The sequence below is a fragment of the Microcoleus sp. B3-D7 genome, assembly GCF_036705305.1.
GTDB lineage: Bacteria > Cyanobacteriota > Cyanobacteriia > Cyanobacteriales > Microcoleaceae > Microcoleus.
Genome location: NZ_JAUBUE010000009.1, coordinates 163,478 through 189,948, shown reverse-complemented (window position 1 = coordinate 189,948; position 26,471 = coordinate 163,478). Strand labels below are relative to the sequence as shown.

The window sequence follows — 26,471 nt, the reverse complement described above, 5'->3', positions numbered from 1 at the left end:
AGTTGTCACCAGTTTTATTAACTGGGCTAGCCATCCCGTAAGTATTTCAACTTACTTTAGGCTAAACGACTCGCACGGTAGAATCGGTAGCGGTAGGCTTTTTCCATCTTGACGCTCTAGCACGTCTTTTGTGAGTTAGTCGCTTTGGTTTTGTGTCTTTTTGTGAAGCCGTCCTATAAGGACGGGGTTTCTACCCATTTTTCTGATGAGCGATCCCAGAAGAGCTATGATTGTAAAGATACTGGGGTTTTGCCCCTCCTCTTGCGACATATTAATGGTTGCTGCCGATCGCGCGTAAAATTTTTTTGATAAAATTTTGTCTCGCAAGGAGGCGGCAACGCTTAAAAAACTGGCAATCTTTGTCAGCCCGATCGCAGAATTGACTCCCCGACTTTACTCACGCCGCGCTGGCACGCCCGCTACGGCAAAATTATTTATCTATAAGACTCAGGTGAACAATAACCGTACTGTTTCAGATACTAAGCGAAGTTTCTATACGATTCACACTCGACCGATCAACTCAATTTACCGTCGAGTGGTGGAAGAGTTGATGGTAGAAATGCACTTGCTTTCAGCGAATGCCGATTTTCAATACGACCCGATTTATGCTTTGGGTGTAGTGACAGCTTTCGATCGATTCATGCTTGGGTACGCCCCAGAAGCCGACAGAGTTTCGATTTTTAACGCTTTGTGCAAGTCCCTAGAAGACGATCCAGAGCGCTACAAGCAAGACGCTCAGCGATTGGAAAGCTTGGCAGATAGACTTTCCGGGCAAGAGTTGCTCTCGTGGCTCGATCGCTCGACCAGCTTTGAAGATACAGCGGATTTGCAAGCGTCTTTAGGGGCGATCGCCAGCAACCCTCAATTTAAGTACAGCCGCTTGTTCGCGATCGGTTTGTTCTCACTATTAGAAAAAGCTGACCCTAACTTAGTAAAAGACCAAGAAACGCGAAACGACGCGATCGCCAAAGTCTGTGCGGCATTGCACCTGCCAGAAGACAAAGTTAGCAAAGATTTAGATTTGTACCGCAGCAATTTGGAAAAAATGGCTCAAGCACGAATAGTGCTTCAAGATGTCATCCAAGCGGAACGGAAAAAACGCGAAAAACGAGAGACAAAAGTTACCGTCGGTCCTTCGGCTGACTCTTCTGACAGCAGTAATTAATCGTTTGAAGGAAGAAGGAAGTTCGGCAACGGATTCGCTCGACGGATGTAACCGATGTCAGGAACTAGGAAGAGGGAGTTTTTTATTTTTTACATAAAATAGAAAACTCTTAAATTTTAATTTTTTGTTCTTGAATTCTGGCTTCTGCCTTCAGATGAATCTTGGGGGCTGCGGAAACTAAAAATCCCGCTTTCTAAATTGAGCGGGATCGACTTAACCATAAATAGAGCTTTTGGGGTCGTACTAAGGCTGTGGCTCAAAATTAGTGGCGTTAGCTTGCAGCCAAGTGCTTAGCTGTGAAAGAACTTCGTTTCCCGAAGACTTGCCCAAAGCTGTTGGGTTTGGGGTGTCGGGCCTGTCCAAGTTGCGGGCGATCGCTGCGTTGACTTCTTTAGAAATCAAATCGTGAAGTTGCTCTTTAGCCCTAGCCCTTTGAAAGTGAGCTCCCTCTTCCGTCGTAGCGTACAGAGGTGGCAGCCTATTTAAAGCATAAGCTGCAATATCTCCCACATCCAGACTAAGGTCGCTCGTGGCTTCAATTTCGGCCACCCTAGCGATCGCATCGCTGAGTACCAACTCTTCCATCACGTTGATGAACTGTTTGCGTGGCAGAACTACAACTTCGCCAGTCAACAATGAACCCATCAGACGATCGAGAGCCATGTACTCTTCGATCGACAATTCCGAAGCCGTATTGCAGATCCGTCCCACCTCAGCTTCCATTGACGGCGTTAAATAGCCATCCTGCAAAGCCTGTTCAACAATTTTTTCAATACTCATATATGCGTCCCCGCTCAACGGCATCATCAATAAAGTTTTGTGAAGACGCGATTGTTAGCGTCTTGAGATTCGAGCTTTGAGAGTTGAGTTGACAAATTTTATACAAATCCTAACTCAATACTGATAACCCATCAGAGTTATCTGCACACCCTAGCCACAAACTTACCCCATAATTGACTGATAAATCCGTCAAAACCTGTAAAAACTCCTACTCAACTCCCTGAAGCCGCCAAGGTACAGGATCGACGGACTGCCCATGCACGTAAAGTCCCCAATGCAAGTGAGGGCCTGTGGAAGCCCCCGTTGACCCCAGAGCACCGATTACTTGACCGGCTTTCACGACATCGCCTTCCTTGACATCAATCCGGCTGAGGTGCATCAAAATACTTGCTACCCCCTGACCGTGGTCGAGACCAACGACATTCCCGTGGATTTTGAAGCCTTGAGATTCGCGTCCCACTAGAGACACCCGACCTGCTGCTGGTGCGACTACAGGGGAACCGTAAGCACCCGCGTAATCCACGCCGCGGTGGTAGTAGTCTTGAGCAAATACCCCATTATAATAGCGTCGCACCCCGTAAATAGTGGTAATTTCGCCGGAGTTGGGGCGCAACAATTTGCCGTCCCAAAATTTTTCGGGTGTCACCAGTGCTTTAAATGCGTCTACGCGATCAAATTCGGCATCTGTACCTTCCTCGTCTTTCCCAGGCGGTAGCCAGATGGATTGGGTGGGAAAATCTCGACCGCGCACTTGCACGCTCAACTTCTGCACTTGTCCATCACCTGCGACTTGAAGAAGGCGGGCACCGGGTTTCTCTACCGGCGTCGTCGGCAGCAGGGCCCGAAAGCGACCGTTGCCGATCGAAAACGCGGGGTAGTTTTTTTGCTGTAGAGAAACGGTTGGAGTTTCCCCGCCGTTACCGTCAACCTGAATCATTACTGACAGCGTATCTCCCAGTTGGGGATTTGTCGGCGTCACAACTACCTGCAAAGCTTGCACCGGCAGGGCAAAACTCAGAAAGCCAGCAACAATTCCCCCGATCGAACTGGCGGTTAGCTTGTTTGCTTTCAACTGCCCCCACCGCAAAATCCGACCTGTAATTATTTCCGTACTTAGCCCACAGTTTTCTCGATTCACAGTCATTACCATCACTAGCTGTCCTTAACCTTTGTCTCGCTGATATATTTTTAATATCTAGACTAACTATACCAATCCGCAATGATTCGAGAGAAACAGCCCTAGGTAAAAAGCTTGGTCAAAGATCTGGAGATGAGAGACTAACTTAAATAAATACTTAACTTGAGGTGATAAGAATAATAAAAATTTCCGTAGCTAGGGAGGAAAGCCCAATTGAGCCCGACGCTCACACTACCGTTTCCACCCTAGCTACTATTGCATAACTTTTAACCATTGCTATTAGTTATAGTTCACAGCGCTACAACATAATTATTTTTTACTCCTCTACTGTTAAATCAATTATTTTTTGGCAATAAGTTTAATTGCCGAGAACCTACTTCAAATTCTCTAGTTATTGTAGCCTGTTTTTGGCAATATAGTATTGATTCCCTATTTTAAAATCTTCCCTCTAAAATGGTATGAGATAAAAATTGAGAATGGCTATAATCAATCACCTAAATTATAGGGATTCAAAGGTAGCGGTGAAACCATTTAAGGTTAAGCATTCTTCCATAAATTCCTCTACATCATTGACATCCTCAAGCTGATATTCCATGATGCGTTGAGCATCGCCTTTCATCTTTTTGGAAGAAAGAGGTGTGGCAGGATATTTGGCAGCGATCGCTTTGAAAGCTTTGGAATGGGTATCCCAGCTTGCAGCAGAACATTTTATGATTAAAAGCCACATGATTAAATTCCTCGTTGTGTTTGGTTGATTAATAGTCTGACACGAGTAACACTTAGGTCGATAAGGCCGAAAAATCAAGGGATTCTGTGGTTTGGAAAAAAGCTAAAAGCCGAGCCACTATGTGAGCAACACCACCCTTAACATTAGACTCAACATTCAAAGGCATCACCGGATCATGGAGTGATAAGCGTAACAGAAACCAGCCGGATTCGCTAGGTGACGTGCAGGAAATTCGCAGCCCTTCGTAGTTGTTGGGAACTATTTTCCAGTCTGCTTGCGTTGAGACAAATTCTTGCAGTTGTTCAATAACGCGCTCGCCGTGAGTCTTGAAATCATCTACACCAAGTTTAATCCGAAATTCTGCACTTTCCTCTGGCTCTTTTAAATTCGCAATTAAATCTGGCAAAGATTGATTTGCTAGCTTTGACTTAGCCAATTCAATCAATAATTTGCTAACCAAATAAGCGCCATCATCCAGAAAGTAATTTTCTTTCAAAGCTCCATGTCCAGAGGTTTCAATCGCCAGCCATGATTCCTGGCCGGCTTCATTGAGGCGAATCGACTCGTCAATCACATTTTTGTAGCCGCGTTTAAAGCGATGGTGAATCCCTTTTAGATCCTGTTCGATGAATTGTGTCAAGCCATCGGAGGTGATAGAATCGGTAACAATGGTAGAGCCTGGGTGTTCTTTTAATACGATCGCAGAAATCAAGGCAATTAAGCGATTGCGATTGAGTTCCTTGCCCACTTGATCGACGGCCGCACTGCGATCGACATCGGTATCAAAAATAATCCCAAAATCAGCTTGGTGTTCAATTACCGCTTGACAAATTGACTGCATTGCCTCTTTATCTTCGGGATTTGGCACATGATTGGGGAAAGTACCATCGGGTTCTAAAAACTGACTGCCCGTGGTGTCTGCACCTAAAGGTTTTAAGACTTTATCAACATAAAAACCGCCAGCACCGTTGCCTGCATCCACAACAATTTTTAGTCCTGTTAGTGGTTCCTCAAAATTATCGGGATGATTGACTGATTCCCTAATCTTGGTGACAAGTTGGTTAGCATAAACTGAGATAAAATCATGCTTTGTAATCTTACCGGGCGATGAGGCTGGCTGAAAGTAATTGCTTTGGGCTAGTGTTAAGATATCTGTAATATCCTGCTTTTGTAACCCTCCTTTGGGAGTGAAAAACTTTAAACCATTTCGATTAAATGGCAAATGGCTAGCAGTGAGCATAATCGCGCCGTCGCAATCAAAACCAGGGGTAATGGTACTCATAAACATGGCGGGGGTTGAGGCCATGTCAAAGTCGTACACTGTTGCACCAACTGAGGCGATTCCCTCGATCACTGCTTGCATTAAGGTTGGCCCTGATAGGCGACTGTCACGCCCGATCGCGATCGTTAATTCTGCCGCTGGTTTATTGACTTTTTGCACTAGCCAACTGACAAAGGATTTACCTAAGATTGTCGCAATTTCGGGCGTTAGGTTGACTTTTTCATTGGGAACGCCTTCGAGGGCGATACCGCGAATGTCTGATCCATTTTGAAGTTTTGTCCAGTTGAAGATTTGCATAATAATTGATGGTAAGTAAAAATATCGGAGTCGGCGGTTGAAACCGATCATACAAAGTTTTGTCTGTGGCTAGACGATTCGACTCAGCTTCGCCGCACGTCTTTCGCGGACTCAGAAATAAACCGGGGAGAAATTGGGGATTTGGTATTATTAGTCATTAGGGTGACAGAGTTTTTCAATTCAATCAGCTAATCGGCATTTAAGTTGTATTTAAAGAAACAATCCCAGTCTTGTGGGTGGGATTTGAGCACTGCCCAAAATATCCAATTGAAATGTTGAACCGCTTACGGGGAATTTTGGCCCCATCACCGCTAAGATTAAGCTCTAATTCCTTAGTCGCGTTCAACGCTGTAAATTGCCTGCAAGCGGAACTCACCATGAGCGGGAACTTCCACAATATCTGTAGCTGCATTGGTCGTTTCTACGCAGAGTAAACGCTGATAATCTGCATCATCAAGGTCGGCCATATTTGCAGAAATTGTCACCCAGGGATTCCACACTACGACGGATTTACTACCAGAGGATTTAATGCGAATCCGACGATTGAGGGCCCTATCGTCAATGACTAATTCATTGGTGACATCGAGATAAATGCGATCGACTTCACCTGTTACTACCACTGCACCCACTTGAGTTTTTTCGACACCACCATCCGCTTTATCAAGATACTGGCTATTTTCTAAACCTAAAACCTGCACACGGTTGATATCCCCGACTTGGAAATAGGTGTGGAAAGCTTGGGTGAGGGGAAATGCTTTGTCGCCTAGATTGCGGGTGATTAATTCTACCGTGAGGCTGGTGCCGATCGTAATCACGATCGCCAGTTCAAAGGCTTGGGGCCAAATTGCTCTAGTTTCATCGGTATCCTTGAGTCCTAGAGTGACTTTGGTTGCGCCGTCTGGGGTTGTGGCGGTTTCTAGCACATTCCAGAGGCGATTCCGCACAAACCCATGACTCGGACGCCCCAAGGCTTCGGGATCTGGACCAAACCAGGGCCAACAGATGGGTATACCGCCTTTGATGGCTTTCCCTTCGGCATAGTAGGCTTTTTCGCTGACGAACATCAAGTCTGTGGCTTCGGTGGCTGGTTGAAAGGAGAGCACTTGACCGGAATACACAGAAATTAAGGCTTTGGCTTGACCGTTGTCGATGTGAATCATCGGGAAACCACCGTTTCCGGTGGCGAAGGTGAGGTTCCCGGCAATGCCGTAGTCTGTGTTTAATTGGTCAATACTCATGCTTTTGGCTTGGTGAATTGCTTTACAATTATCCGATATTATGGTTGCTAGATTGATTAGATTGTTGAGTTTGACCTGCGAGGGTGCGATCAACACAAGGATGCAGTCAGAGAAACGGATGGCGAGTCCCAACACATCGCCAGGGGATGTGCGATCAAACGCGCACTTGTACGCTCAAATTTTGCACCTTTCCGTCTCCCGCCACTTGGATTTGGCGGGTACCGGGGCGATTGAGCGGCGTCGTCGGCAGCAGGGCCCGAAAGCGATTGGTGCCCATAGGAAAAGCTGGGTAGTTTTTTTGCTGTACGGAAACCGTTGGAGATCCGCTGCTGCTGTTTACCTGAATCATTACTGACAGCGTATCTCCTAGTTCGGGGTTTGCCGGCGTCCCCTTCACCTGCAAAGCTTGTACCGGGGATACCAAACTGAGAATGCTCGCGATCGTTCCCCCGCTCAAAATCGCCTTCTTAATGTTTGCTTTCAATAGCCTGCATCCAAAAATAGCGCCCGCAACTATTTTCGCACTTTGTCCGCCGTTGGCTCGATTCCCAGTCGCTGTGATGACGGATATCCTTAATCTTTGTCTGGCTAATGTTACCCAAAAATTCTAATTTTAGTACCCTCTCACCGCAAAGGATAACGCACTATTACGACTTGCGCCAAGTCAGCAAATGTATCGGGATTTAGCGGAGCGCAAGGCGCTATTTGCCGACTTTGTAGCAAAGCTGCATCACAGGATGTTTCACGGTTTCGAGCGCGGTATAATTTTGTTATTCTGAGTGGAGGGCGATCGCAGCGAATCATCTGGGATTGTGGGAAAATACTGAGATGTTTCACTTCCGTGCGCTGCATTTAACAGGACACAGAAACACTTATGTCAAATATATTATAAATTTTCAATATTTGACATAATTATTATTTAAATGCCACTGTTGTAGATATTACAGAGGTTAAAATGCCATGCCAAGCGATCGCGATCGACCCAGAGAATACGATGCAGTCAAGGGGGGGCAAAATTCAATTCCTGTAGGTGCGGCGGTACAGGGAGGAATTGCCGGCGTTAAAAGCCGATTGGCCTTGCCCTCTGTCGAAGCTAAAATCGCCGCACTCTCCGAAGCGCTGAATTATGGAGATGCAGGATTAGATTTGATACTGGGAGCATTGCAGGATGAGTCAGTACAGGTTAAATTAGCTGTCTATTCACTACTGAAAGATAGAAATGAGGAGAAGATAAAACAACATTTACAAAACTATATTTTTGATTTTGATGTCATCACTGTTAATTCTAATGGACGAGAAAGCAGGCGCAGCAAGTCGTTTGCTTTCTACTTCCCCGAAGACCTAGGAAATGGAATTGTGTTGGAAATGGTTTACATTCCCGGTGGCACATTGATGGTAGAGTCGCCAGTAACAGAAGTTGATAGATATAGAGATTATGGGGAAGGTGAGAAGCCTCAAGTCACAATACCCGCTTTTTATGCAAGCAAATACCCCATCACCCAAGCAGAGTGGGAAGCAGTTATGGGAAATGAAACCAACCAATCGAGTTTCACAGGCGAAAAACGTCCTGTTGGAAATGTATCGTGGCGGGAGGCATTTAGATTCTGTAAAAAACTCTCGCAAAAAACCAGTAAAAAATATCGTCTTCTGAGTAAAGCAGAATGGGAATATGCTTGTCGTGCCCATGCAACAGCAGCCCCATTTGAGGGTGATTATTTGTCAATTATCCAACAAGTTAACCGTGACGGCAATCATCTCGACTTTGATGCACCGCAGGGTTTTCATCGCCAAATAAAGAATGTGGGGAGTTTTGGGCCCAATGCTTTTGGACTTTACGATATGCACGGCAAGGTTGCGGAATGGTGTGGCAATAGTGGCTTGGATAATACCGATAAAGGCCCCGAATCGACAGGCGGTATTATCTCACTCTCAACAAGGATGTTGCTTGAGTCTATCAGTCATACACCCCAGTGGTACCGCATGATGTACCTGTGTCACAGCCCGTATCAAGAAGGCATCGGCTCTTCTTTGATAGAGGGTGTTCGCGTAGCAATGTCGTCGTATTCTTCCCCCTCCTAGTTTGTCCAGCAAGGGTTCTTCTTTTCTCTTTAGCCCTTTTTGTTTTTTTCTCCATTATTTGTAGGGTGCGTCGCTTTCTACAATCTGCAAATGCGATCGGCATCTCACAGCGACGCACCATCGAAAATATGTTGCGATCGAACTGATTCGGATCTGCGGTGCGTCGCTGAAAAATTTCTCGATTTTTTTTTACGGAGATTAAAGATACAGGACTTACGCAGGGGAAATCAGAAACCGGGTTTTTTTACGAAAATACTCAATTGTGACCCGCAGATTCGCTAAAAAACCCGGTTTATAGACCTGGGGTGCGTAAGTTCTATGCTTCCAGCATTCTCGATTTTTCACCTAGATTAAATATAGCGACGCACCCTACCAACTCCGAAATCACCCTGCAATTAGCTTGCTTGTACCTTCGGAAGACCCATTTTTTCAACTATATTTTTCCGCAGGTAAACTGTCAGCGGTTTTTCAACTAAAGAGTAAAAGATGCAGCCAGCGATTACAGTTATCAGTGCTACCAACGCAGGTGCAAAAAAGCTATCGAAATATTTTCCTAGATTTGCCTTTTGCAGCAATTTGGTAGTTGCTGAAATCAGCGGGCCGTGAGTTAAAAATATCGAGTACGAGGCATCTCCTAAGTACGTGAAAATCTGAGGTATTTTCGGAGAATCTTTGAGGTCGATCGAGGTGGCAGCAATGATTAATAGAGCGGCTAGCACTGCAAAAGTAGTGACGCGCTCAAACTTTATGTTTCCCCATGCGACGAGCATTCCTAAAATAACATATCCTAAATTTGCTATTCCAAACAATATCCACCTGTACTTACCAATCTTATTGTTACATTTAATCACTATATAGGCAGCCAAGCAGCCCAGAACAAATTCTAGATTCATATTGCCAAATACTTGATTTAGCAAGAAAAAAGATTTGGGGAAGCTTATAAGTTTACAAAAGTTTAAAATCGTTACCAATAGCCAAGCCGAAAGTATAGGCACCGAATATTTAGGTTTCAACCAGATAGCTATACTGAACAGGAAGTAAAAATATAATTCGTAAATTAAAGTCCAACCTACATCCAGAATGGGCTTGTCCTTTTGAGGAATCAAGAGCAGCGACAAAATTACCTGTCCCAAACTTAAATCTTTATTGTTAGCAAAACCAGGAATTACTAGAAAGAAACACAAAACTGTTAGAGTAATTATCCAGTAAATAGGGTAAATTCGCACGCCACGTTTGACTAAAAACGATTTTAACTGATCCTTTTTACCGATCGCCGATCGGTGAACATACACCATGATGAAACCGCTCAATACAAAAAAGTAATCAACACCGCTCCACCCAGCCTGAAATAAATTAAAAAAAGTAACTTGATTTAATCTCTCAGCACTCATATCGTTGAGGTGAAACATTACCACTAAAACAGCCGCAATCCCTCGATAAACTTGCAAGAGGTTAAGCTTTTTGTGAGGAGTTGAACTCTGTGCCATGAGAAAATACCTGGGTCAAGGGTGGCCGTTGTGCTTGTTCCTCAACTATAGTCAACGCCCTAAACATAGTCAACACATTAGACACTATAATATAACTTTATACTTTTTTCATAAACTTGTGCAAGAAGACTTCCGACTGATCGTTGACTTAGTTCTAGTTCTCGCTGCTGCCGCAGCAGGAGGACTCTTTGCATCGCTATTGCGACAGCCGGTAATTCTCGGGTATCTCCTGGGAGGGATCGTAGTTGGGCCGGCAGGTTTGGGGCTGATTAAAGAATTAATTCAGGTAGACACCCTGGCGGAATTCGGGGTTGCCTTTCTGTTGTTTGCCTTGGGAGTGGAATTTTCCTTCGCCGAACTCCAGAAAGTTAAAACCATTAGTTTGGGCGGGGGGGGCTTGCAAATTGTGCTGACGATCGCCATTACTACTGGAATTTCCTTGGCTGTAGGCTGGGTAGAATCGCCTGCTCAAGGGGTGTTTTTAGGAGCGATTCTGTCGCTTTCCTCGACTGCCGTTGTACTCAAGTGCTTGATGGAGCGCAATGAATCCGGTACTTCCCACGGTCAAGTCATGCTGGGAATATTAGTAGTTCAAGATTTGGCTTTGGGGCTAATGCTAGCCGTTTTGCCGGCACTCAATCAGCCAGCAGAAGAGATCGGCATGACGGTAGCGTGGGCCCTGCTGCGGATCGGGTTATTTGCTATCGGTGCTGTAGGCGCGGGCATTTGGCTCGTACCGCAGTTGCTGCGCTACCTGGCGAAAACAGAAAGTCGGGAACTGTTTTTGCTGGGAGTTGTGGTTTTGGCTTTAGGGATTGCGCTGCTTACAGAATATTTGGGTTTTTCCATCGAGATGGGCGCATTTGTGGCGGGTTTAATGATTTCGGAGGTGGAATATGCCGACCAAACTCTAACTTATGTCGAGCCTTTGCGAGATATTTTTGCATCCTTATTTTTTGTCACCATCGGAATGTTAATCGACCCGGTGTTTCTCTGGAACCATCTAGAATTAATTCTGGGACTGGTATTTCTAGTATTTATCGGCAAATTCTTGATCATCGCGCCGATCGTCCGACTATTTGGCTATCCCCTAAAAACAGCATTAATCACAGGTTTGGGCTTAGCTCAAATAGGAGAATTCTCCTTTGTACTCGCTAGTTCCGGTCAAGTTATGGGGCTGGTTTCGCGGGACGTTTACTTGTTAATTTTAGGCACGACAGCAGTCACCCTCGTGCTGACTCCGTTTGTGTTGAGAAGCGTGCCTCAGTTATTGAAATGGGCGGAAAATTTCGGGCCTTTACAGCGCTATTTTGACGAAACATCTCAACCTGTGGCAATAGCTGAAAGTTTGCCGGAACAAAATTATGTTGTGGTTTGCGGCTACGGGCGAGTCGGTAGAATTTTAGTCAAAATGCTGCAAAGCCGCAACTGTTCAGTTGTGGTTATCGACGAGTCAGAAAGTAGAATTCAAGATTGCAGAATGCAAGGAATTCCTTACATTTACGGGAATGCTGCCAGCTTGCACGTATTGGAAGCCGCCCGGGTGGAACGGGCAAAAGCAATGGCGATCGCCCTTCCCGATCCCATGAGCACTCGCTTGTGTCTGAAGCGGGCTTTAGAATTAGTCCCGGATTTGGATATTGTGGTGTGCGCTAACCAAGATAAAGACATCGAACTGCTTTACCAACTGGGGGCCTGGGAAGTCGTGCAGCCGGAGTTTGAAGCCAGTTTAGAACTGTCTTCCCACTTGCTGGCTGGCATGGGGCTCTCGGCAATGGCGATCGGGCGAGATGTGCAGCAAATTCGCAGCAGCCGCTATCTGGAATTGCGGCCACCGCGCGAACCTTTGGCGGTTTCGCGGGATTTGAAAGTGGCGGTTCGAGATATGAACAGCGAGTGGTACAGCTTGCCGTCGGGTTCTCCCATTGCCAGCATGACTCTGGAAGAAACTAACTTGCGGCAGTTGACAGGGGCCAGCGTGATGGCGATAGTCCGCGAGAATGGCGAGGAAATTGATTATCCTAACGGGAAGACAGCTTTGCAGCCGGGCGATCGACTTTTTGTAGTAGGAGAACCGGAAGAACTCATCAGTTTTGAGTTGCTGGCGAAGGGGGAAGTTGCAGTGCCGCAGGGCGACAGTTCTTGCCAGTGGCTGAGGCTACCAGCAAAGAGCCCTTGGGCCGGCAAAAAACTGTCAGAGGTAGATGTGCTAACCCAGTACGGGGTGCAGGTGCGGGCGATCCGCCGGGAAGGGAAATTTACTCGCTGGCCCGACGGAACTACGAATTTGCAAGAAGGCGATCGTTTGCTGCTGTGCGGTGGCTTCTACGAGCTCGGCTTGATGCAGCGGACGGCCTCACCACCGGTGCCGCAACCTGCTTTAAAGGTGCCTTTGGTCAAGGCCCAAGTCATCGAAAAGCTGTTTAGCGATTAGTCAGCGGGCAGTGGGCAGTTGGCAGTGGGCAGAAAAAGAAACTATTCTCAATGCCCCATGCCCCATGCCCCATGCCCCATGCCCCATTCACCATTCCCCACTCTCAGCCGTTGGGTTTGAGATAAGCAATTGCTGGCCGCGAGATCAGAATTTGTGTTTCTGAGGGATCGAGGAGGCAAATGCAGCTATTATCCTGCCAAAAAATTCTGCCAGCTACTAAGTCGCCGGTCAGGAGTTTGATCTCCACCTGTTGTTTGTCTTTGATGTAGCTTTGTATTAAGCGAACGCTGGGCAATCCGGTTTCAAATTCAGACATAGTTCAGAAAAATATAGTCAAATATTACCTTAAACCATATTCTTCTGTTTATACCGTTTAACCCTTATTGCCACAATTACAAGTGCCTCTACCCGATGAGAGAGAAACTGCTTGGCGGTTACTTTTCGACCGATATTCATTGAGCCATAGACATCAGCATTAATTAGATATCCCTGTAGAGTTATAAATATTATATTTGTTTATATTTCACTATAAAGGACTATAAATTGCATAAAGTTTTATAATACTGGGAAATGGGTAATTTGGTCATCAAATTATCTAATCAGTTTTAACCAAAAGAGGTTTGTTTTTATGCCGATCGAGTTTGCGAAGTATCACGGACTGGGAAATGATTTTATTCTGATTGACAACCGCCACTCGTCAGAACCGGTGCTCACGCCAGAACAAGCTGTGGATTTGTGCGATCGACATTTCGGGATTGGCGCAGACGGTGTGATATTTGCTCTTCCGGGTCAAAATGACACGGACTATACGATGCGGATTTTTAACTCCGACGGTTCGGAACCGGAAATGTGCGGCAACGGGATTCGCTGTTTGGCTAAGTTTATCGCGGATTTGGAAGGGTCAGAGGCGAAAACTCAGTACCGCATCCACACTCTGGCTGGTGTGATTACCCCGGAATTGCGATCGGACGGTCAGGTGAAGGTGGATATGGGGGTTCCCCGGCTGCTGGCGGCGGAAATTCCGACAACTTTGGCTGCACCGGATGCCAAAGTTATAGATGTGCCGATCGAAGTTGCTGATAAATCTTGGTCTGTTACCTGTGTCAGCATGGGTAATCCTCACTGCATTACGTTTGTAGAGGATGTTTCGGCTGTTGCTTTAGAAACTGTCGGGCCTCAATTCGAGCACAACAAAGCATTCCCGCAGCGTACCAATACGGAATTTATTCAAGTGGTACGTTCAGACTATGTAAAAATGCGGGTGTGGGAAAGAGGCGCGGGTGTTACTCTAGCTTGTGGGACTGGTGCTTGTGCTGCTGTGGTAGCTGGAGTGTTGGTAGGGAAGTGCGATCGGGTAACTGCGGTTGAACTCCCAGGCGGCGTTTTGGAAATCGAATGGGCAGAAGTTTCTGGGCGGATTTACATGACCGGGCCGGCACAGCGAGTATTTACTGGTTGTATGAGTGATTAGTCATTAGTCATTAGTCATCAGTCATCAGTTATTAGTTATTAGTCACTGGTCAGAAGGTTTTTTTTGTTGAAGGAACAAACAATAAAAACTATTGAATTCAAAATTTTTATTGAATTCTGACCAATGCCTTCTGCCTTCACAACTTATTGGCGGCGGACTGAAGACTGAAGACTAATAACTAAGCCTGAAATCTAAAATCTAAAATCTAAAATCTAAAATTAAGTAGGTGGGCTTGCATGGCTGGAGGTATTTATCTGATTCAGGACGACGACAGGCTGGTAGAAATGATGGAACAGCCCTACGACTCGGAAGACCAGTTACAAGATTTGCTAGTAACTTATCCTAACTTGATAGCGGGAGACCAAATCGATCGGGCTACGGCGCGCAGGTGGCTGTTAATTTCGCGGGAAGCTGCACCCAGCGATGAGGAAACAGCGGTGCAGTGGTCGCTGGATCATTTGTTTCTCGACCAAAATGCCGTTCCTACTTTGGTGGATGTGCGGCGAACTCCTAATGCCGGACTCCGCCAAAAAGTTTTGGGTCAGTCGATCGACTATGCTGCTAATGCGTTGGTTTACTGGCCGGTCGATTCAATTATTGCTCTGTTTGAAGCTAATTGTCGCGATCGGGGTCGCGATCCTGAACATATTTTTGAAGAGTTTCTCGGTGCAAATGCTAACGAAGACCTATTTTGGCAGAAGGTTAAAACTAATTTGCAAGCAGGTAAAGTTCGCTTAGTGTTTGTAGCTGACGAGATTTCCGCTGAAATGCGCCGAGTTGTGGAATTTCTCAACGAACAAATGGACCCGGTTGAAGTTTTGGCCCTGGAAATTAAGCAGTATGTAAGTGAAGATGGTTTGAAAACGCTGGTTCCCAGAGTGATCGGTCAGACAGCGGAAGCACAGCAGAAAAAATCCAGCGCAACGCGCGAAAGAAGGCGCTGGGATGAATCTTCATTTTTTGCGGAAATCAAAGCTAGACGAGGCGCAGACGAGGCGCTAATGGCAAAAGCAATTTACTTGTGGGCAAAAAGTCAAGAACCCGAAGTTCAAATCCAGTGGGGAACGGGGGACGCCTACGGCGGTTTCGCCGCTCAATTGCCTCAAAAGGGCAGAAAACCCTATCAGTTATTCACTGTAGATATTGCTGGCAGAATGGAGATTTCTGCTGATAATTATGGTTCCCAACAGCCTTTTAATGCGGAACAAAATTGGCTGGAATTGAGAAGTAAGCTGAGTTCGATCGGTCTGTCGCTACCTACAGAACCGGGTGAGAGAAGGTCGCCGAGTCTGGCTTTGTTTACTTTGCAAGACGAATCTGCCCTCAAGCAAGTTATGGAAACTTTTGATTGGGTGATTGAGCAAATTAAAACGTTATAGTCAGTTGTCAGTTGACTGTTGACTGTTGACTGTTGTCAGTTGTCAGTTGAGAATTGGTTATTATCACCAACAAATAACCAATAACAACTAACAACTAACAACCCACATATAACCAATAACTACTGACTAATGACTAATGACTACTGACTAATATCGAATGTTTGCTTGTTTCATGCGCCGCAATGCTTCTCCCAGTCGATCGCAATCTGCAATTAAACTAATTCTCACATATCCTTCGCCGCCCGGTCCAAAAGCATTACCAGGAGTCACCACAACACCCGTTTGCTGCAAAACATTCAGGGCAAAATCAGTTGAACTCATGCCCGGAGTGCAGGGAACCCAAAGATACATGGCAGCCAGAGGTTTAGGAATATTCCACCCTAATTCTGCCAATCCCTCCACCATGAAATCCCGGCGAGTCCTGTAACGATTCTGCACTTCGTCCAAGTAACTATCGGGCAATTGCAGTGCTGTTTCCGCTGCTGTTTGCAATGCGGAAAATATACCGTAATCTAGGTTAGTTTTTAATGTCCGCAAACCTTGGATAATTTTGCTATTTCCTACTACAAAACCGACGCGCCAGCCGGCCATATTGTAGGTTTTGGACATGGTGTGAAATTCGACGCCGATTTCTTTACCGCCGGGAATTTCTAATAAACTTGTCGGTTGATAGCCGTCAAAGGCTAATTCCGCATAACACAAGTCGTGAACCAGCAAGATTTGATGTTTGTGTGCGAAAGCAACAATATCTTTGTAAAATTCGCGGGGTGCAGTTGCTCCAGTCGGATTGCTGGGATAATTGAAATAAAGTATTTTGGCTTGTTCGGCTACGCTGTCGGGAATGTCCGCTAAGTCAATTACCCAGTCATTTTCTGGTTTGAGGATGATGTTGTGAACTTTTGCACCCGCGATAATCGGGCCGCGAAATAATACCGGATAAGCGGGACTTGGTACTAATATTACGTCCCCTGGATTGATATAGGCGATCGCAAAATGTGCTAAACCTTCTTTAGAACCCAACAAAGGCAATGCTTCGCTTTCTGGATCGAGTTCAACATTGTAGCGGCGGCTGTACCATTTAGTAATAGTACGGCGGAAACTGGCAGTTCCTTCAAAGGGTGGATAGCCGTGATTTGCAGTATTTTGGATGGCTGCGACAGCGGCTTCTACTACTGGTTGAGGAGTGGCACCGTCGGGGTTCCCCATTCCTAAGTCTATTAAATCGAGTCCTTGTTCGCGGGCGCGGGCTTTGAGTTCGTCGAGACGGGCAAATACGTAGGGCGGTAGTTTTTGCAACCTGTCAGCAGGGCTAATCCAATCCAAGGTCATTTATTTTTTGTCAGTTGTCAGTTTTCCTGGTTTGTAGTAAGGAGTTTCGTCCTTGCTAGCACAGCCTTTTCAGGACTTTAGTCCTTACTACAAACTGTTTTAATTCTTAATCTTTAATTCTCCCACAGGTGCGGTGGTAGAAACCATCGCTGCCATTAATTGTTGGGGAACAACTTTAAAAGGCAGTCGGTGGATGTCGGAATTGGGATTACAGGCGATATCGGCGGCGCGCTGCAATTCTGTGATTGTAATGTCTCCGAGTCCGAGGTTGTCTAAAGTTTGGGGTAATCCAATCTCGGCGTAGAATTTTAGCAGTTGCTGTCTGGCGCTAGCGGCGAGTTGATTGTTTTGCAGCATTTCTTCTAGTCGCAGTTGTACTAAAATGCCGTAGGCAACTTTTTCGCCGTGCAATGTGCCGTGACTTGCTAATAGATGAGTTAGACCGTTGTGGACGGCGTGGGCGGCGACGGTGCGGCATTGGGCGCCGCCAATTCCGCCGATTACTCCTGCTAGCAATACGGCTGCATCTGTGACTTCTTGCCAGGTTTCGCTACCGGGTTCTTTGAGGGCGGCGGCTGATTTTTGGAATAATATATCGCGCAGTATTCTAGCTTGTTGAACGGCTGAAATAATCAGGGTTTGTTCGGAGTGTCCGCTGCTGACTGATGCTTCGTACCATTTGGCTATCGCATCTCCAATTCCTGCTACTAATGTCCGCTGCGGTGCGGTTTGAATTAAGCCGTAGTCGAGTATTAATAAGTCGGGACATCTGGCTAATGTGACATCGTATTGGAATGCACCTTGTTCTGAATAAATGTTAGATAGGGCTGTCCAAGCGGCACAGGTGGCGGCTGATGTGGGTATGGTGACGATCGGGATTTTGCACTGATGGGCGACGAGTTTGGCAGCGTCTAAGGCTTTGCCGCCGCCTACACCGATGATGAAGTCGGCTTGATGGGTTTGGGCTGCTGCGCGGAGGATTTCGAGGCTGGTTTCGCTGCAATCCTTGCCGTAGGCTGTTTCAGCGGATTGTAACTGCTGCTGTTCGAGGATTGGTTGCAGGTAGGGTTGAACGGCGACGAGGGAGTTGCTGCCGCCGACGATTAGCGGCCGCTTTCCGAAACGGGCGATCGCATCTCCGGCTTGTGCGATGGCCGATCGACCTCGCAATACACAGGCGGGAGCAATTGTCAAGGAATAAATTGCAGTTGGGGTGGCGGTTTTAGTGCTTTGGGTTTGAGTCATCGAACCACTGGATAAGTGACGAGAAGGTTGACGCTTTGCAGGATTGCTGGATTTTATAGGATAACTCTAACCCATGTTGGGCGATCGGGTAAGTTTTGTAAAGTTTTTATTAAGTATTGTGCGGGGTTGGGGGATGGGAGGACCCAGTTGAGGGGAGTTGGGGAGTTAAGGGCGATCGAATTATGATTAAAGTTGAGGCTTAACGTACAAATCCCAGACTTGTTTCACTGCTGCTGCATCTGGTTGAGAAATTTGCCCGATTTTCGCTAGCAACAAAAACTTTTCCAGACAATCTAATCTAGACAAACGTACTGTAGTCATCATAAAGTCCTTCGTCTTCGGGTACGTAGCCTTTCAAAAAAGTGTCGTGGCTGCGAGTGTAACATTTCTCAATTAAATACTCCTCGCCATCGAGTACCGAAAACTCGCTTAATTCAGGATATGTCAAAAAATCTTCCGCTGTAGCAGCCATATACGGTGCTAGTATTTTATGGCGTTCTGCTATTGGCAGGCTAGCAATTTCTCTAAGTGATAGCTTGAGAGTAGGTGCGGTTGTTGACGAACTGTTAGACTCAGAACTTTCGCTGGGTAACGGCTTTTTCTGTTCCGATTTTTGCACGAGTAATTGTGCAAAGTCGAGCACTTCTTGTTGTTTTTCCCTTGGCAACTGTCGCAAATTCTCTAACACTGCTTGCTCAAAATTAATTGTTTCTGACATTTCAATTACTTTCCCTAAGCGTTTATCGGTTTATTTCTCACGCAGTCAAGTTTTGTAGTTCCATATTGGCAAATCGACCATAATTTTTATCTTTCCCTCTTACTTCACCCATCACACCGCCAAATCTTGATACTCCCATCATTACTGCCACTAACCAGAGTGTTTCCATCCGGGCTAAAACTGACCGAATTAACCTGGGCTGAATGCCCTGTGAGAGTGTGAATTTCCTGTGTTTTCAGATTCCAAAGCTTGATAGTGTTGTCTCCACTACCACTAGCAATAATTTGTCCATCCGGGCTGATGACCACGGAAAAAACCGACTGTGAATGCCCTGTGAGAGTGTGAGTTAGCTCTCCGGTTTTCAGAGGCCAAATCTTGATATTGTTGTCTCCACCACCACTAGCAATAAATTGTCCATCCGGGCTGATGACAACGGAAAAAACCGACTGTGAATGGCCTGTGAGAGTGCGAAATCCCTGTCTGGTTTTCAGATTCCAAACCTTGATAGTATTGTCATAACTGCCACTAACCAGAGTGTTTCCATCCGGGCTGATAGCGACAGACCAAAGCGAGTATGAATGTCCAGTGAGAGTGCGAATTTCCTGCCCGTTTTTCAGATTCCACAGTTTGATACTATTGTCTTGACTGCCACTAGCAAGAGTTTCTCCATCTGGACTAAAAGCAAGAGACCGAATTAAACTTGAGTGACCCTTGAGAGTGGTAATCTCTTGTCCAGTTTCTAGATTCCACAGCTTAATTGTTCTGTCATAACTTCCAGTAGCTAAAATTTTTCCATGAGGGTTAATAGCAACGCAATAAACCGCAACTGAATGCCCCGAGAAAGTACGAATTACCTCTCCTGTATGCAAATTCCAAAGTTTGCTGCAATTTCCACTGCTGTTACTAGCAAAAGTCTTGCCATCTGGACTAATAACTACGCAATCAACAGATGGCATACCTACGCCATTAATAGTTTTTACACATTTGAAGGAGTGAGTTTTTCTAAGGATTTTTTCTTCTATTTGTTGTGGGCTTTTTACTTCACATTTGGCAGCTTCTTCTATTTGTTGTTGGCGTTTTGCTTCAGCTTTGGCAGCCTCTTGAGATTGACGTTCCGCTTCTACTTGCTCAATCAGCTTTTTCAACTCCTGTTCATACTGTTCTCCCTGTCGCCGCTGAATATCCTGAAGAATATCAAAATAAGGTTTTACCCACTCTTCTGCTAATCCATATTCAGCCAATTCATCCTTTAAATTAAATAACAAAGGTTCATAGCCGGGGTCAATATTGAGATAATACAAATCTGCCAAAAATCCAGCCAGTAACTTGTGAATCGCTACAATCAACTGCCGAATCATGCGGAGGGCTTTTTTCTCACTTACCCCAGATGCTAAAAGTGCATCTTTTGCCTCTTCCCAGTCAAAAACTTTGGTAGAAAACAGGGAGACTTCCTGATTACTCAGGAATCCCCAAAAGCCGACGCGAAAAGTTACGGCATAGTCGCTGATATCGCTATATAAAATTGTAGTCGGAACCGGAGATAAAATTCGCTGCAAGCGTTCCACATCAATATCACCAATCGACTCTGTGAAATAGTCGCTATAAAACTTAACTGGGCGTAAGACATCCTGTTGAGGATAATGCTGTCTGAGAAAATCTCCCACACTTCTCATTTCAATGGGCAAATCTTCACAAAAGGTTTCCGGGCATCGCTTGCTAATTTTGGGCGGTGATAGTAAGATTAAGAGGCGATGTTGCTGCTGAAGTAAAATCTGCTTAGTTTCCTCTCGATTTAACTTAGAAAACCAAGTATCTTTATCCCAAATTGTTTGAATTTCAGCCAGCTTGACCTGAATATCCTTTGCTTGCAATTCCCGCATCAAATCCCGCTGCAAGGCTGCCAACTTCAGTCTGTCTCGCTGTTCCTGTTCCTGCAACTCAATGCGACGCGCTGTTTGTGCTACTGTTAGCTTTAACAATTCCCGATCTCTGGTATCTTTCGCCTTCGCGTATTCCAGCATTTCTTGAGAATAACGCTGTTTTGCTCGCTCTATCTCAGTCGAATCAGATGAGTTATTGGGAGCGGGAATCAGAATATCTCGGTACTTTTGAGAGTTATTGCCGAAGGCTTCTCCTAGTTTGTAGCCGATATTTCTGGCGATGGGTGAGAGCACTCCCGATATGTAGGGAGCGATAGCAGCGATGATTGCTGGAAGCATAAATGTGGGTGAGGATGCGGTTATTAATAGTGTAGCAGGATGTTAGGAGGTATAATTCGGATGGTTGCCAGATATTCTGCACTTGTTGATTTTTAGATTTAATTTCATATTGATACTCCTGGACGCACAAACCGGGTTTTTGACGGAAATAACGTTACATTTTTTACCCGCAGGTAAAACTCGATCGCTTGTCCCTTTCCCATATCCTAGAAAAATACAGGCACTGTCAAGGCTCAAATCAGCTCGGGCTCGATCGCCTTCTCTGTGCCATCGCGCAGGAAACCATCCCTAGTTGATGATGGTTGTAACAGAATTTGTGGGATTATGATTTCTGTGCAATCAGCCTTCTTGCCTTCATGCCAACGAATGATTCTGACATACAAATCCAAGCGCGAAGAATTCTAGACGCGATTGCTTTCATTCCTTTTGAGCAATGTCAACCCTTGACCCGTGGGTTTGAGAGCATTCCTGCGCGTCCTGGCATTTATGCAATCAGGCACAGAACTGATGGATTGCTCTACATCGCGGTAAAACCAAGAGCTTACGAGGTCGCTTCAGTGGTGGGCACAAAGCTTTTTTTTGGGCATGGCTCGATAAATATAGCGATGAAGACATACGGATTGCAGTACAGACAATTTCTCACGCTTGAGAACCCTGCGTTACTATTGGAGCTAGAAGCCATCATTCTAAGAGCTGCTGAACCCCCTTACAACGTCCAAATTCCAACTGAGATGTAAAGCCATGCAAGCCAAACTTCAAGAGCAACTTTCCCTCGCTGATGCCGAAGTTATTTTAGGACGTTTTCCTGAAGGAATTCGTGCTGCCCTAATTGCTCGTGCTGCTGAAATTGAATATCCAATCGAAGCAGTTATTGAGATGGCGATCGCTAGTTTCCTTGACACAGAGGCATTAGGTTTTGCAGATTGCAAACCAGGACGCGGACAATAACAGCGTCAACTGGCGATCGCGGCGGTCTAACAACCCGGTTGGATCGAACTACCGAAAGATATTGGTGGTGATGCAAAAGTTATTTCTAGCCACTCAACCGGAACGTTGCTTTTGGCTGAAACAATGCTTCTAAATTATCTGTCAGTATTGTAACATTAAGGTATTCACCTCTAATTGCTGTAGTTCAGTCTATGAGAAAACCACAAACTGTTAAAGCTTTGGAAGAGCTAGGACGGGTTCAACTCTCTAAGAGTTTTTTCATGCGTGAGTTTCTTTATTCAGAAATCTCTCAAATTGAAGGTATCCCTAACATTCCTAGCGATCCTGATTTGGCGATCGCAGCAGGAAAGAATTTGTGTGAGAGGGTGCTTGAACCAATTCAAGATGCGCTTGGTCGGATTAGTATCCGCTCAGCCTATCGTTCTTGTGCGGTGAACGCCAAAGGAGCAGAGAATAAAAATCAGTACAACTGTGCCAGTAATGAGTCCAACTATGCAGAACATATCTGGGACGTAAAAGATTCAGATGGGTATATGGGAGCAACAGTATGTATTATTGTTACATCATTCATCCCTTACTATGAACGCACTCAAGATTGGACAGCATTGGCATGGTGGATACATGACCGCATTGATGCTTATGCAGAAATGACCTTTTTCCCAAAGTATGCAGCGTTCAACATTAGTTGGCGTGAGAATCCTAATGTTTCAAAAGTAATTTATAGCTACGTAGAAAACCCGCACACTGGTAAGAAAAGCGGGTATCTGACAAAGGAGGGAATGGATAATTTCTTAGGTTTGCATGAGCAGTTTTACCAAGAATTTATCGATCGCTGACTAAACATCTTTTTGAACTTCTATGCGATAGTTGTAGCCCTGTTCGGTGAGGAATAGTTGGCGGTGTCGGCCAAAATCTTCATCGCAAGTTTGTAGCGAGACTAATGTATAAAAACTCGCAGTAGATCCGTCAGATTTCGGGCGGAGAATTCGTCCGAGGCGCTGCGCTTCTTCTTGGCGAGAACCATACTTTCCCGATACTTGAATCAACACCTCGGCATCGGGTAAATCGACGGCAAAATTGCCCACGCGAGATAGAATTAATCCGGGAATCTCTTTGTGACGGAATGCTTGGTATAACCGATCGCGATCTGCCTGTTTTGTCTTCCCCGTAATCAGAGGCAATTCGGTAATTTTGGCGATCGCATCCAACTGTTCCATAAATTCACCGATAATTAAAAAAGGAGCGCATGACGCGTTAACCGATGTAGAGTTAATAACAATTCGGGTTGAGCGATGGGAGAATTTGAAGGAATATAACTTAGGGTGAATTGGAGTCCTATGCAGCTAACAGCGCTGGTAGATAACTCTTAATCGATCGTAAGATGTGAGAGTAAATTGCAGCCCAAGCCTAAAAACATGATATTGACCAAACGTAGTATTTTGTTGAGCACTCTGGTATTAGTAGTGCTGGGAAGTTCAATTTTTCTAAATATTAGTCTCTACAGTCGAGCTAAACAGTTTTATCGCGAGCTCAATCAAACTCGTTTAGATCCTCTGGGATTGAACGAATATCCTACAAATCTCAAGCAAGTTACTGATACCGCTCAAACTCGTGTGGTTTTCTTTGGTGACTCTAGAGCAGCTAGTTGGATATCGCCTAATATCAGTGAATATGAGTTCATTAACCGGGGAATTAGCTCTCAAACCTCAGTTCAGACGATCCAAAGATTTGCCGCTCATGTGCGCCCTTTAAAACCAAATTTAGTAATCATTCAGGTTGGTATTAACGATCTGAAAACCATTGGCTTGTTTCCCGAACGCAGAGATGCGATCGTTGCCAATTGTCAAGCGAATATTAAGCGAATTGTAGAAGAATCTAGGAATCTAGGTGCAGTAGCGATCGTGACTACTATTTTCCCAGTAGGAGAAGTGCCACTACAGCGCAAGCCTTTTTGGTCTGATGAGATAAGTCGGGCGATTAAAGAAGTGAATGCCTACATCGCCACATTAGCTGGAGAAAAAACTATAGTGCTTGATACCTTCTCTATTCTTGCCGATAGTCAGGGGATGATGTTGCGGAAATACAGAGCAGATGAACTACACTTAAATGAACAGGGGTATGTGATTATCAACAAGCATCTGTCGCAACTACTCAATACAATGGAACGGAAAAAAAGACAGAATTAGGCTAGGGTTTTAGCACATATTTTAGTTTAAGAATCTTGTGAAATGGGTTTACTTCTATGATTATATCTGAGTCTATCTGCTGGAGTGCGCTCGCCCTTGTACGATTTAAGATTTGAGATTGCTTGTATCACAAAGGTTTAGATATTGCTTGCAGTTGCAGTCTTTTTGGAACTAGGATTAATTTGAGATTGAGCCCCAAAGTGTGAGATAATTCTCTACAATCGTGACTTGTGCTTTTCGGCGCCAGCGAACCCGGTAAAGCAGCAGTGGCAGTCAGCGCTGTTACAAAAAAATTGTGCGTGCAATTCCTAATTATCACAAACCAGACAATATGACCCAAAAGCCAACCACAACCTATCGCACTGAAAGCGACTCGATGGGAGACAAACAAATCCCATCTAATGTCTACTACGGCATCCAAACTCTAAGGGCTATTGAAAATTTCCCGATCAGCGGCATTAAGCCTTTATCAACTTACGTTGATGCTTGTGTTTTAATTAAAAAATCAACGGCGATCGCCAATGGCGAACTCGGCTGCATTCCCCAAGACATCAGTCAAGCAATTGTCCAAGCAGCCGATGAAATCCTAGCTGGCAAATTGCGCGATCAATTTGTAGTTGATGTCTACCAAGCGGGCGCCGGAACTTCTCACCACATGAATGTTAATGAAGTTCTTTCCAATCGCGCTTTAGAAATTATGGGCGATGAAAAAGGCAACTACAAGCGCGTTAGTCCTAATGATCATGTAAACTACGGTCAATCGACAAATGATGTGATTCCGACGGCGATTCGGATCGGCGGATTGTTGGCGTTAGAAAAAACTCTTTTTCCAGCTTTGTCAGAGGCCGTAGTCGCCCTAGAAAACAAAGCCGAAGAATTCAAAGATATCGTTAAATCCGGCCGTACTCATATGCAAGATGCTGTGCCGGTTCGACTCGGCGATACCTTCGGCGCTTGGGCGCAAATTCTCAGAGAACATACCTTGAGAATTGACAGGGCATCCGATGATTTGACATCCCTGGGATTGGGGGGAAGTGCAGCAGGAACAGGGTTAAACACTCACCCTGAATACTGTCAAAAAGTTGCTGAAATTCTCTCAGAATTAATCGATCACCCCCTGAAACCAGCAAAGCATTTAATGGCAGCTATGCAGAGTATGGCACCGTTTGTAAATGTCTCCGGTGCACTGCGAAATCTCGCTCAGGATTGCGTTAAAATCTCCCACGACTTGCGTTTGATGGACTCCGGGCCGAAAACGGGCTTGAAAGAAATTCAACTGCCTCCTGTGCAACCTGGTTCGTCAATTATGCCGGGAAAATACAATCCTGTGATGGCAGAAATGACTTCGATGGTTTGTTTTCAAGTTATGGGTTACGATAGCGCGATCGCCCTGGCAGCCCAAGCGGGACAATTAGAATTGAACGTGATGATGCCCCTGATTGCCTACAATCTCATTCACAGCATCGAAATTTTGGGCAATACCATCAGCGCTTTGACTACACAATGCCTCGCCAAAATTGAAGCTAAGGGCGATCGGTGTCTCGCTTACGCAGAAGGCAGTCTCGCCCTCGTTACCGCCCTCAACACTCACATCGGCTATCTCAACGCCGCCGCCGTCGCCAAAGAATCTCTAGAAACTGGCAAATCTTTGCGGCAAATTGTGCTAGAAAGGGGTTTAATGAGTGCAGAAGACTTGGCAAAAGTTCTAGATTTAGAGAAAATGAGTGCGATGCCAACATCTTCTGCTAACGTTTAGGATCTCACAGGAATCAGCTAGAAACTAGAAGGCTAAACTCGATTTAATTCTGCCTTCTGCCTTCTGAGTTCTGCCTAAGTGCTGTCACAGGTTAAAGTTAAACAATTCAGAACTCAATTTTTTGAGATTTAATTCTGGATTTTTTATAGTCTAAAGTTTGGGAGCAAGATTTATGCGCGCAGGTTCTTTTGCAAAATTAACTCAAGATAAAGAGAACACGACTCAAGTGACATTTCATTATGTGGAAGGTCACGCAGAAACCTTTACTATTCCGATGCCTGCACAAGAATTCCAAGAGGAAGTGCTGCATTTGTTAAATCAACCTTGGTTGACTTTCCATTTAGCAGATCAAACGGTTTTTATCTGCACTGCCCGGTTGGTGAAAGTAGAAGTTAAACCTGCTATCCCTGAACTGCAAGGTCAAGGAGTATTCTCTAACTCGCTGCGAGTTAGTACCATGCAGCGGGCGGCAGTTGGTAGATTGCCGATGAATACTTAGGACTCATTTGTATTGAGATTATTCTTGGTAAGGTGCGCGCGGATCACCCTAAGCAGGGTGATCCGTGCGTGCGTTACATTGAGATTGTTCCCGC

At 45.4% G+C, this 26,471-nt stretch carries 25 protein-coding genes; 11 read left to right on the top strand and 14 right to left on the bottom strand.

From position 1 onward, the window contains the following. The first annotated feature begins 451 nt into the window (after nucleotides 1-451). Nucleotides 452-1,165, top strand: a complete 714-nt coding sequence (gene psb29 / locus QUB25_RS09815) for a photosystem II biogenesis protein Psp29 (protein ID WP_333183045.1) — start codon at nucleotides 452-454, stop codon at nucleotides 1,163-1,165. 243 nt (nucleotides 1,166-1,408) lie between these two features. Here psb29 and QUB25_RS09810 read toward each other — a convergent pair whose 3' ends face one another. The 6 genes from QUB25_RS09810 to QUB25_RS09785 all read right to left on the bottom strand — a co-directional run bounded on the left by QUB25_RS09810 (nucleotide 1,409) and on the right by QUB25_RS09785 (nucleotide 7,111). Next, the gene (locus QUB25_RS09810) at nucleotides 1,409-1,945 is read right to left on the bottom strand and encodes a late competence development ComFB family protein (RefSeq protein ID WP_006631395.1); all 537 of its coding nucleotides are present in this window, start codon (nucleotides 1,943-1,945) and stop codon (nucleotides 1,409-1,411) included. 208 nt (nucleotides 1,946-2,153) lie between these two features. Next, on the bottom strand, nucleotides 2,154-3,095 hold the full coding sequence (locus QUB25_RS09805; RefSeq protein WP_333061317.1) for a M23 family metallopeptidase: 942 nt from the start codon (nucleotides 3,093-3,095) through the stop codon (nucleotides 2,154-2,156). 487 nt (nucleotides 3,096-3,582) lie between these two features. Further along, entirely contained in the window at nucleotides 3,583-3,810 is a 228-nt protein-coding gene (locus QUB25_RS09800) for a hypothetical protein (protein ID WP_333039991.1), read from the bottom strand. A 52-nt stretch (nucleotides 3,811-3,862) separates the two neighbouring features. Beyond that, the gene (locus QUB25_RS09795; protein ID WP_333183043.1) at nucleotides 3,863-5,389 is read right to left on the bottom strand and encodes a phosphomannomutase/phosphoglucomutase; all 1,527 of its coding nucleotides are present in this window, start codon (nucleotides 5,387-5,389) and stop codon (nucleotides 3,863-3,865) included. Nucleotides 5,390-5,721: 332 nt separating this feature from the next. Next, a complete protein-coding gene (locus QUB25_RS09790; RefSeq protein WP_333183041.1) occupies nucleotides 5,722-6,627 on the bottom strand; it encodes a D-hexose-6-phosphate mutarotase in 906 nt (301 codons plus the stop codon). 154 nt (nucleotides 6,628-6,781) lie between these two features. After that, nucleotides 6,782-7,111, bottom strand: a complete 330-nt coding sequence (locus QUB25_RS09785; protein WP_333183040.1) for a hypothetical protein — start codon at nucleotides 7,109-7,111, stop codon at nucleotides 6,782-6,784. A 476-nt stretch (nucleotides 7,112-7,587) separates the two neighbouring features. On the opposite strand from QUB25_RS09785, the gene QUB25_RS09780 reads away from it, so the two are divergent. Continuing rightward, nucleotides 7,588-8,706 (top strand): formylglycine-generating enzyme family protein, encoded by a 1,119-nt coding sequence (locus QUB25_RS09780; protein WP_333183038.1) that lies wholly within the window; start codon nucleotides 7,588-7,590, stop codon nucleotides 8,704-8,706. 395 nt (nucleotides 8,707-9,101) lie between these two features. Here QUB25_RS09780 and QUB25_RS09775 read toward each other — a convergent pair whose 3' ends face one another. Next, the gene (locus QUB25_RS09775; RefSeq protein WP_333039982.1) at nucleotides 9,102-10,193 is read right to left on the bottom strand and encodes an acyltransferase; all 1,092 of its coding nucleotides are present in this window, start codon (nucleotides 10,191-10,193) and stop codon (nucleotides 9,102-9,104) included. Nucleotides 10,194-10,311: 118 nt separating this feature from the next. On the opposite strand from QUB25_RS09775, the gene QUB25_RS09770 reads away from it, so the two are divergent. Next, entirely contained in the window at nucleotides 10,312-12,627 is a 2,316-nt protein-coding gene (locus tag QUB25_RS09770; protein WP_333183036.1) for a cation:proton antiporter, read from the top strand. Between the two features lie 103 nt (nucleotides 12,628-12,730). On the opposite strand, the gene QUB25_RS09765 is transcribed toward QUB25_RS09770, so the two are convergent. Beyond that, the gene (locus QUB25_RS09765; protein ID WP_333057289.1) at nucleotides 12,731-12,943 is read right to left on the bottom strand and encodes an Hfq-related RNA-binding protein; all 213 of its coding nucleotides are present in this window, start codon (nucleotides 12,941-12,943) and stop codon (nucleotides 12,731-12,733) included. 312 nt (nucleotides 12,944-13,255) lie between these two features. On the opposite strand from QUB25_RS09765, the gene dapF reads away from it, so the two are divergent. Both dapF and QUB25_RS09755 read left to right on the top strand, forming a co-directional pair. Further along, nucleotides 13,256-14,098 (top strand): diaminopimelate epimerase, encoded by an 843-nt coding sequence (gene dapF, locus QUB25_RS09760; protein ID WP_333183035.1) that lies wholly within the window; start codon nucleotides 13,256-13,258, stop codon nucleotides 14,096-14,098. Between the two features lie 236 nt (nucleotides 14,099-14,334). Beyond that, on the top strand, nucleotides 14,335-15,477 hold the full coding sequence (locus tag QUB25_RS09755; RefSeq protein WP_333183034.1) for a hypothetical protein: 1,143 nt from the start codon (nucleotides 14,335-14,337) through the stop codon (nucleotides 15,475-15,477). Between the two features lie 147 nt (nucleotides 15,478-15,624). Here the strand turns inward: QUB25_RS09755 and QUB25_RS09750 are convergent, their stop codons facing one another. The 5 genes from QUB25_RS09750 to QUB25_RS09730 form a co-directional block, all read right to left on the bottom strand. After that, entirely contained in the window at nucleotides 15,625-16,806 is a 1,182-nt protein-coding gene (locus QUB25_RS09750; protein WP_333039972.1) for an aspartate aminotransferase, read from the bottom strand. 99 nt (nucleotides 16,807-16,905) lie between these two features. Beyond that, nucleotides 16,906-18,051, bottom strand: a complete 1,146-nt coding sequence (locus QUB25_RS09745; protein ID WP_333183032.1) for an iron-containing alcohol dehydrogenase family protein — start codon at nucleotides 18,049-18,051, stop codon at nucleotides 16,906-16,908. 186 nt (nucleotides 18,052-18,237) lie between these two features. Then, nucleotides 18,238-18,375 (bottom strand): hypothetical protein, encoded by a 138-nt coding sequence (locus QUB25_RS09740; protein WP_333183030.1) that lies wholly within the window; start codon nucleotides 18,373-18,375, stop codon nucleotides 18,238-18,240. Beyond that, nucleotides 18,350-18,769 (bottom strand): DUF2281 domain-containing protein, encoded by a 420-nt coding sequence (locus QUB25_RS09735; RefSeq protein ID WP_333183028.1) that lies wholly within the window; start codon nucleotides 18,767-18,769, stop codon nucleotides 18,350-18,352. The genes QUB25_RS09740 and QUB25_RS09735 overlap by 26 nt, the downstream gene beginning before the upstream one ends. Nucleotides 18,770-18,873: 104 nt before the next feature. After that, nucleotides 18,874-20,988 (bottom strand): WD40 domain-containing protein, encoded by a 2,115-nt coding sequence (locus QUB25_RS09730; protein WP_333183027.1) that lies wholly within the window; start codon nucleotides 20,986-20,988, stop codon nucleotides 18,874-18,876. 314 nt (nucleotides 20,989-21,302) lie between these two features. Between QUB25_RS09730 and QUB25_RS09725 the strand changes: the two genes are divergently transcribed. The 3 genes from QUB25_RS09725 (at nucleotide 21,303) to QUB25_RS09715 (ending at nucleotide 22,772) form a co-directional block, all read left to right on the top strand. After that, on the top strand, nucleotides 21,303-21,725 hold the full coding sequence (locus tag QUB25_RS09725; protein WP_333183025.1) for a GIY-YIG nuclease family protein: 423 nt from the start codon (nucleotides 21,303-21,305) through the stop codon (nucleotides 21,723-21,725). Between the two features lie 4 nt (nucleotides 21,726-21,729). Beyond that, entirely contained in the window at nucleotides 21,730-21,936 is a 207-nt protein-coding gene (locus QUB25_RS09720) for a hypothetical protein (RefSeq protein WP_333183024.1), read from the top strand. A gap of 191 nt (nucleotides 21,937-22,127) precedes the next feature. Then, nucleotides 22,128-22,772 (top strand): peptidase M15, encoded by a 645-nt coding sequence (locus QUB25_RS09715; RefSeq protein WP_333183022.1) that lies wholly within the window; start codon nucleotides 22,128-22,130, stop codon nucleotides 22,770-22,772. On the opposite strand, the gene QUB25_RS09710 is transcribed toward QUB25_RS09715, so the two are convergent. Then, nucleotides 22,773-23,153 carry a helicase-related protein gene (locus QUB25_RS09710; RefSeq protein WP_333183021.1) on the bottom strand — a complete coding sequence of 127 codons (381 nt, stop codon included), beginning with the start codon at nucleotides 23,151-23,153 and terminating at the stop codon, nucleotides 22,773-22,775. A 198-nt stretch (nucleotides 23,154-23,351) separates the two neighbouring features. On the opposite strand from QUB25_RS09710, the gene QUB25_RS09705 reads away from it, so the two are divergent. From QUB25_RS09705 to QUB25_RS09695, 3 genes are all read left to right on the top strand, one after another. Continuing rightward, the gene (locus QUB25_RS09705; RefSeq protein ID WP_445251940.1) at nucleotides 23,352-24,122 is read left to right on the top strand and encodes an SGNH/GDSL hydrolase family protein; all 771 of its coding nucleotides are present in this window, start codon (nucleotides 23,352-23,354) and stop codon (nucleotides 24,120-24,122) included. Between the two features lie 331 nt (nucleotides 24,123-24,453). Then, the gene (locus QUB25_RS09700) at nucleotides 24,454-25,878 is read left to right on the top strand and encodes an aspartate ammonia-lyase (RefSeq protein WP_333183017.1); all 1,425 of its coding nucleotides are present in this window, start codon (nucleotides 24,454-24,456) and stop codon (nucleotides 25,876-25,878) included. A gap of 172 nt (nucleotides 25,879-26,050) precedes the next feature. Then, nucleotides 26,051-26,377 (top strand): hypothetical protein, encoded by a 327-nt coding sequence (locus QUB25_RS09695; protein ID WP_333039953.1) that lies wholly within the window; start codon nucleotides 26,051-26,053, stop codon nucleotides 26,375-26,377. Nucleotides 26,378-26,471: the final 94 nt, after the last annotated feature.

What these genes read in the sequence shown, in the direction of transcription:
- QUB25_RS09715 (WP_333183022.1), top strand. Translation starts at nt 22,128, where the DNA reads ATGAGAAAACCACAAACTGTTAAAGCTTTGGAAGAGCTAGGACGGGTT.
- QUB25_RS09745 (WP_333183032.1), bottom strand. Translation starts at nt 18,051, where the DNA reads ATGACTCAAACCCAAAGCACTAAAACCGCCACCCCAACTGCAATTTAT.
- QUB25_RS09730 (WP_333183027.1), bottom strand. Translation starts at nt 20,988, where the DNA reads ATGCTTCCAGCAATCATCGCTGCTATCGCTCCCTACATATCGGGAGTG.
- dapF (WP_333183035.1), top strand. Translation starts at nt 13,256, where the DNA reads ATGCCGATCGAGTTTGCGAAGTATCACGGACTGGGAAATGATTTTATT.
- QUB25_RS09795 (WP_333183043.1), bottom strand. Translation starts at nt 5,389, where the DNA reads ATGCAAATCTTCAACTGGACAAAACTTCAAAATGGATCAGACATTCGC.
- QUB25_RS09810 (WP_006631395.1), bottom strand. Translation starts at nt 1,945, where the DNA reads ATGAGTATTGAAAAAATTGTTGAACAGGCTTTGCAGGATGGCTATTTA.
- QUB25_RS09805 (WP_333061317.1), bottom strand. Translation starts at nt 3,095, where the DNA reads ATGGTAATGACTGTGAATCGAGAAAACTGTGGGCTAAGTACGGAAATA.
- QUB25_RS09755 (WP_333183034.1), top strand. Translation starts at nt 14,335, where the DNA reads ATGGCTGGAGGTATTTATCTGATTCAGGACGACGACAGGCTGGTAGAA.
- QUB25_RS09800 (WP_333039991.1), bottom strand. Translation starts at nt 3,810, where the DNA reads ATGTGGCTTTTAATCATAAAATGTTCTGCTGCAAGCTGGGATACCCAT.
- QUB25_RS09710 (WP_333183021.1), bottom strand. Translation starts at nt 23,153, where the DNA reads ATGGAACAGTTGGATGCGATCGCCAAAATTACCGAATTGCCTCTGATT.
- QUB25_RS09780 (WP_333183038.1), top strand. Translation starts at nt 7,588, where the DNA reads ATGCCAAGCGATCGCGATCGACCCAGAGAATACGATGCAGTCAAGGGG.
- QUB25_RS09765 (WP_333057289.1), bottom strand. Translation starts at nt 12,943, where the DNA reads ATGTCTGAATTTGAAACCGGATTGCCCAGCGTTCGCTTAATACAAAGC.
- QUB25_RS09790 (WP_333183041.1), bottom strand. Translation starts at nt 6,627, where the DNA reads ATGAGTATTGACCAATTAAACACAGACTACGGCATTGCCGGGAACCTC.
- QUB25_RS09740 (WP_333183030.1), bottom strand. Translation starts at nt 18,375, where the DNA reads ATGATGACTACAGTACGTTTGTCTAGATTAGATTGTCTGGAAAAGTTT.
- QUB25_RS09705 (WP_445251940.1), top strand. Translation starts at nt 23,352, where the DNA reads ATGATATTGACCAAACGTAGTATTTTGTTGAGCACTCTGGTATTAGTA.
- QUB25_RS09750 (WP_333039972.1), bottom strand. Translation starts at nt 16,806, where the DNA reads ATGACCTTGGATTGGATTAGCCCTGCTGACAGGTTGCAAAAACTACCG.
- QUB25_RS09775 (WP_333039982.1), bottom strand. Translation starts at nt 10,193, where the DNA reads ATGGCACAGAGTTCAACTCCTCACAAAAAGCTTAACCTCTTGCAAGTT.
- QUB25_RS09735 (WP_333183028.1), bottom strand. Translation starts at nt 18,769, where the DNA reads ATGTCAGAAACAATTAATTTTGAGCAAGCAGTGTTAGAGAATTTGCGA.
- QUB25_RS09700 (WP_333183017.1), top strand. Translation starts at nt 24,454, where the DNA reads ATGACCCAAAAGCCAACCACAACCTATCGCACTGAAAGCGACTCGATG.
- QUB25_RS09695 (WP_333039953.1), top strand. Translation starts at nt 26,051, where the DNA reads ATGCGCGCAGGTTCTTTTGCAAAATTAACTCAAGATAAAGAGAACACG.
- QUB25_RS09720 (WP_333183024.1), top strand. Translation starts at nt 21,730, where the DNA reads ATGCAAGCCAAACTTCAAGAGCAACTTTCCCTCGCTGATGCCGAAGTT.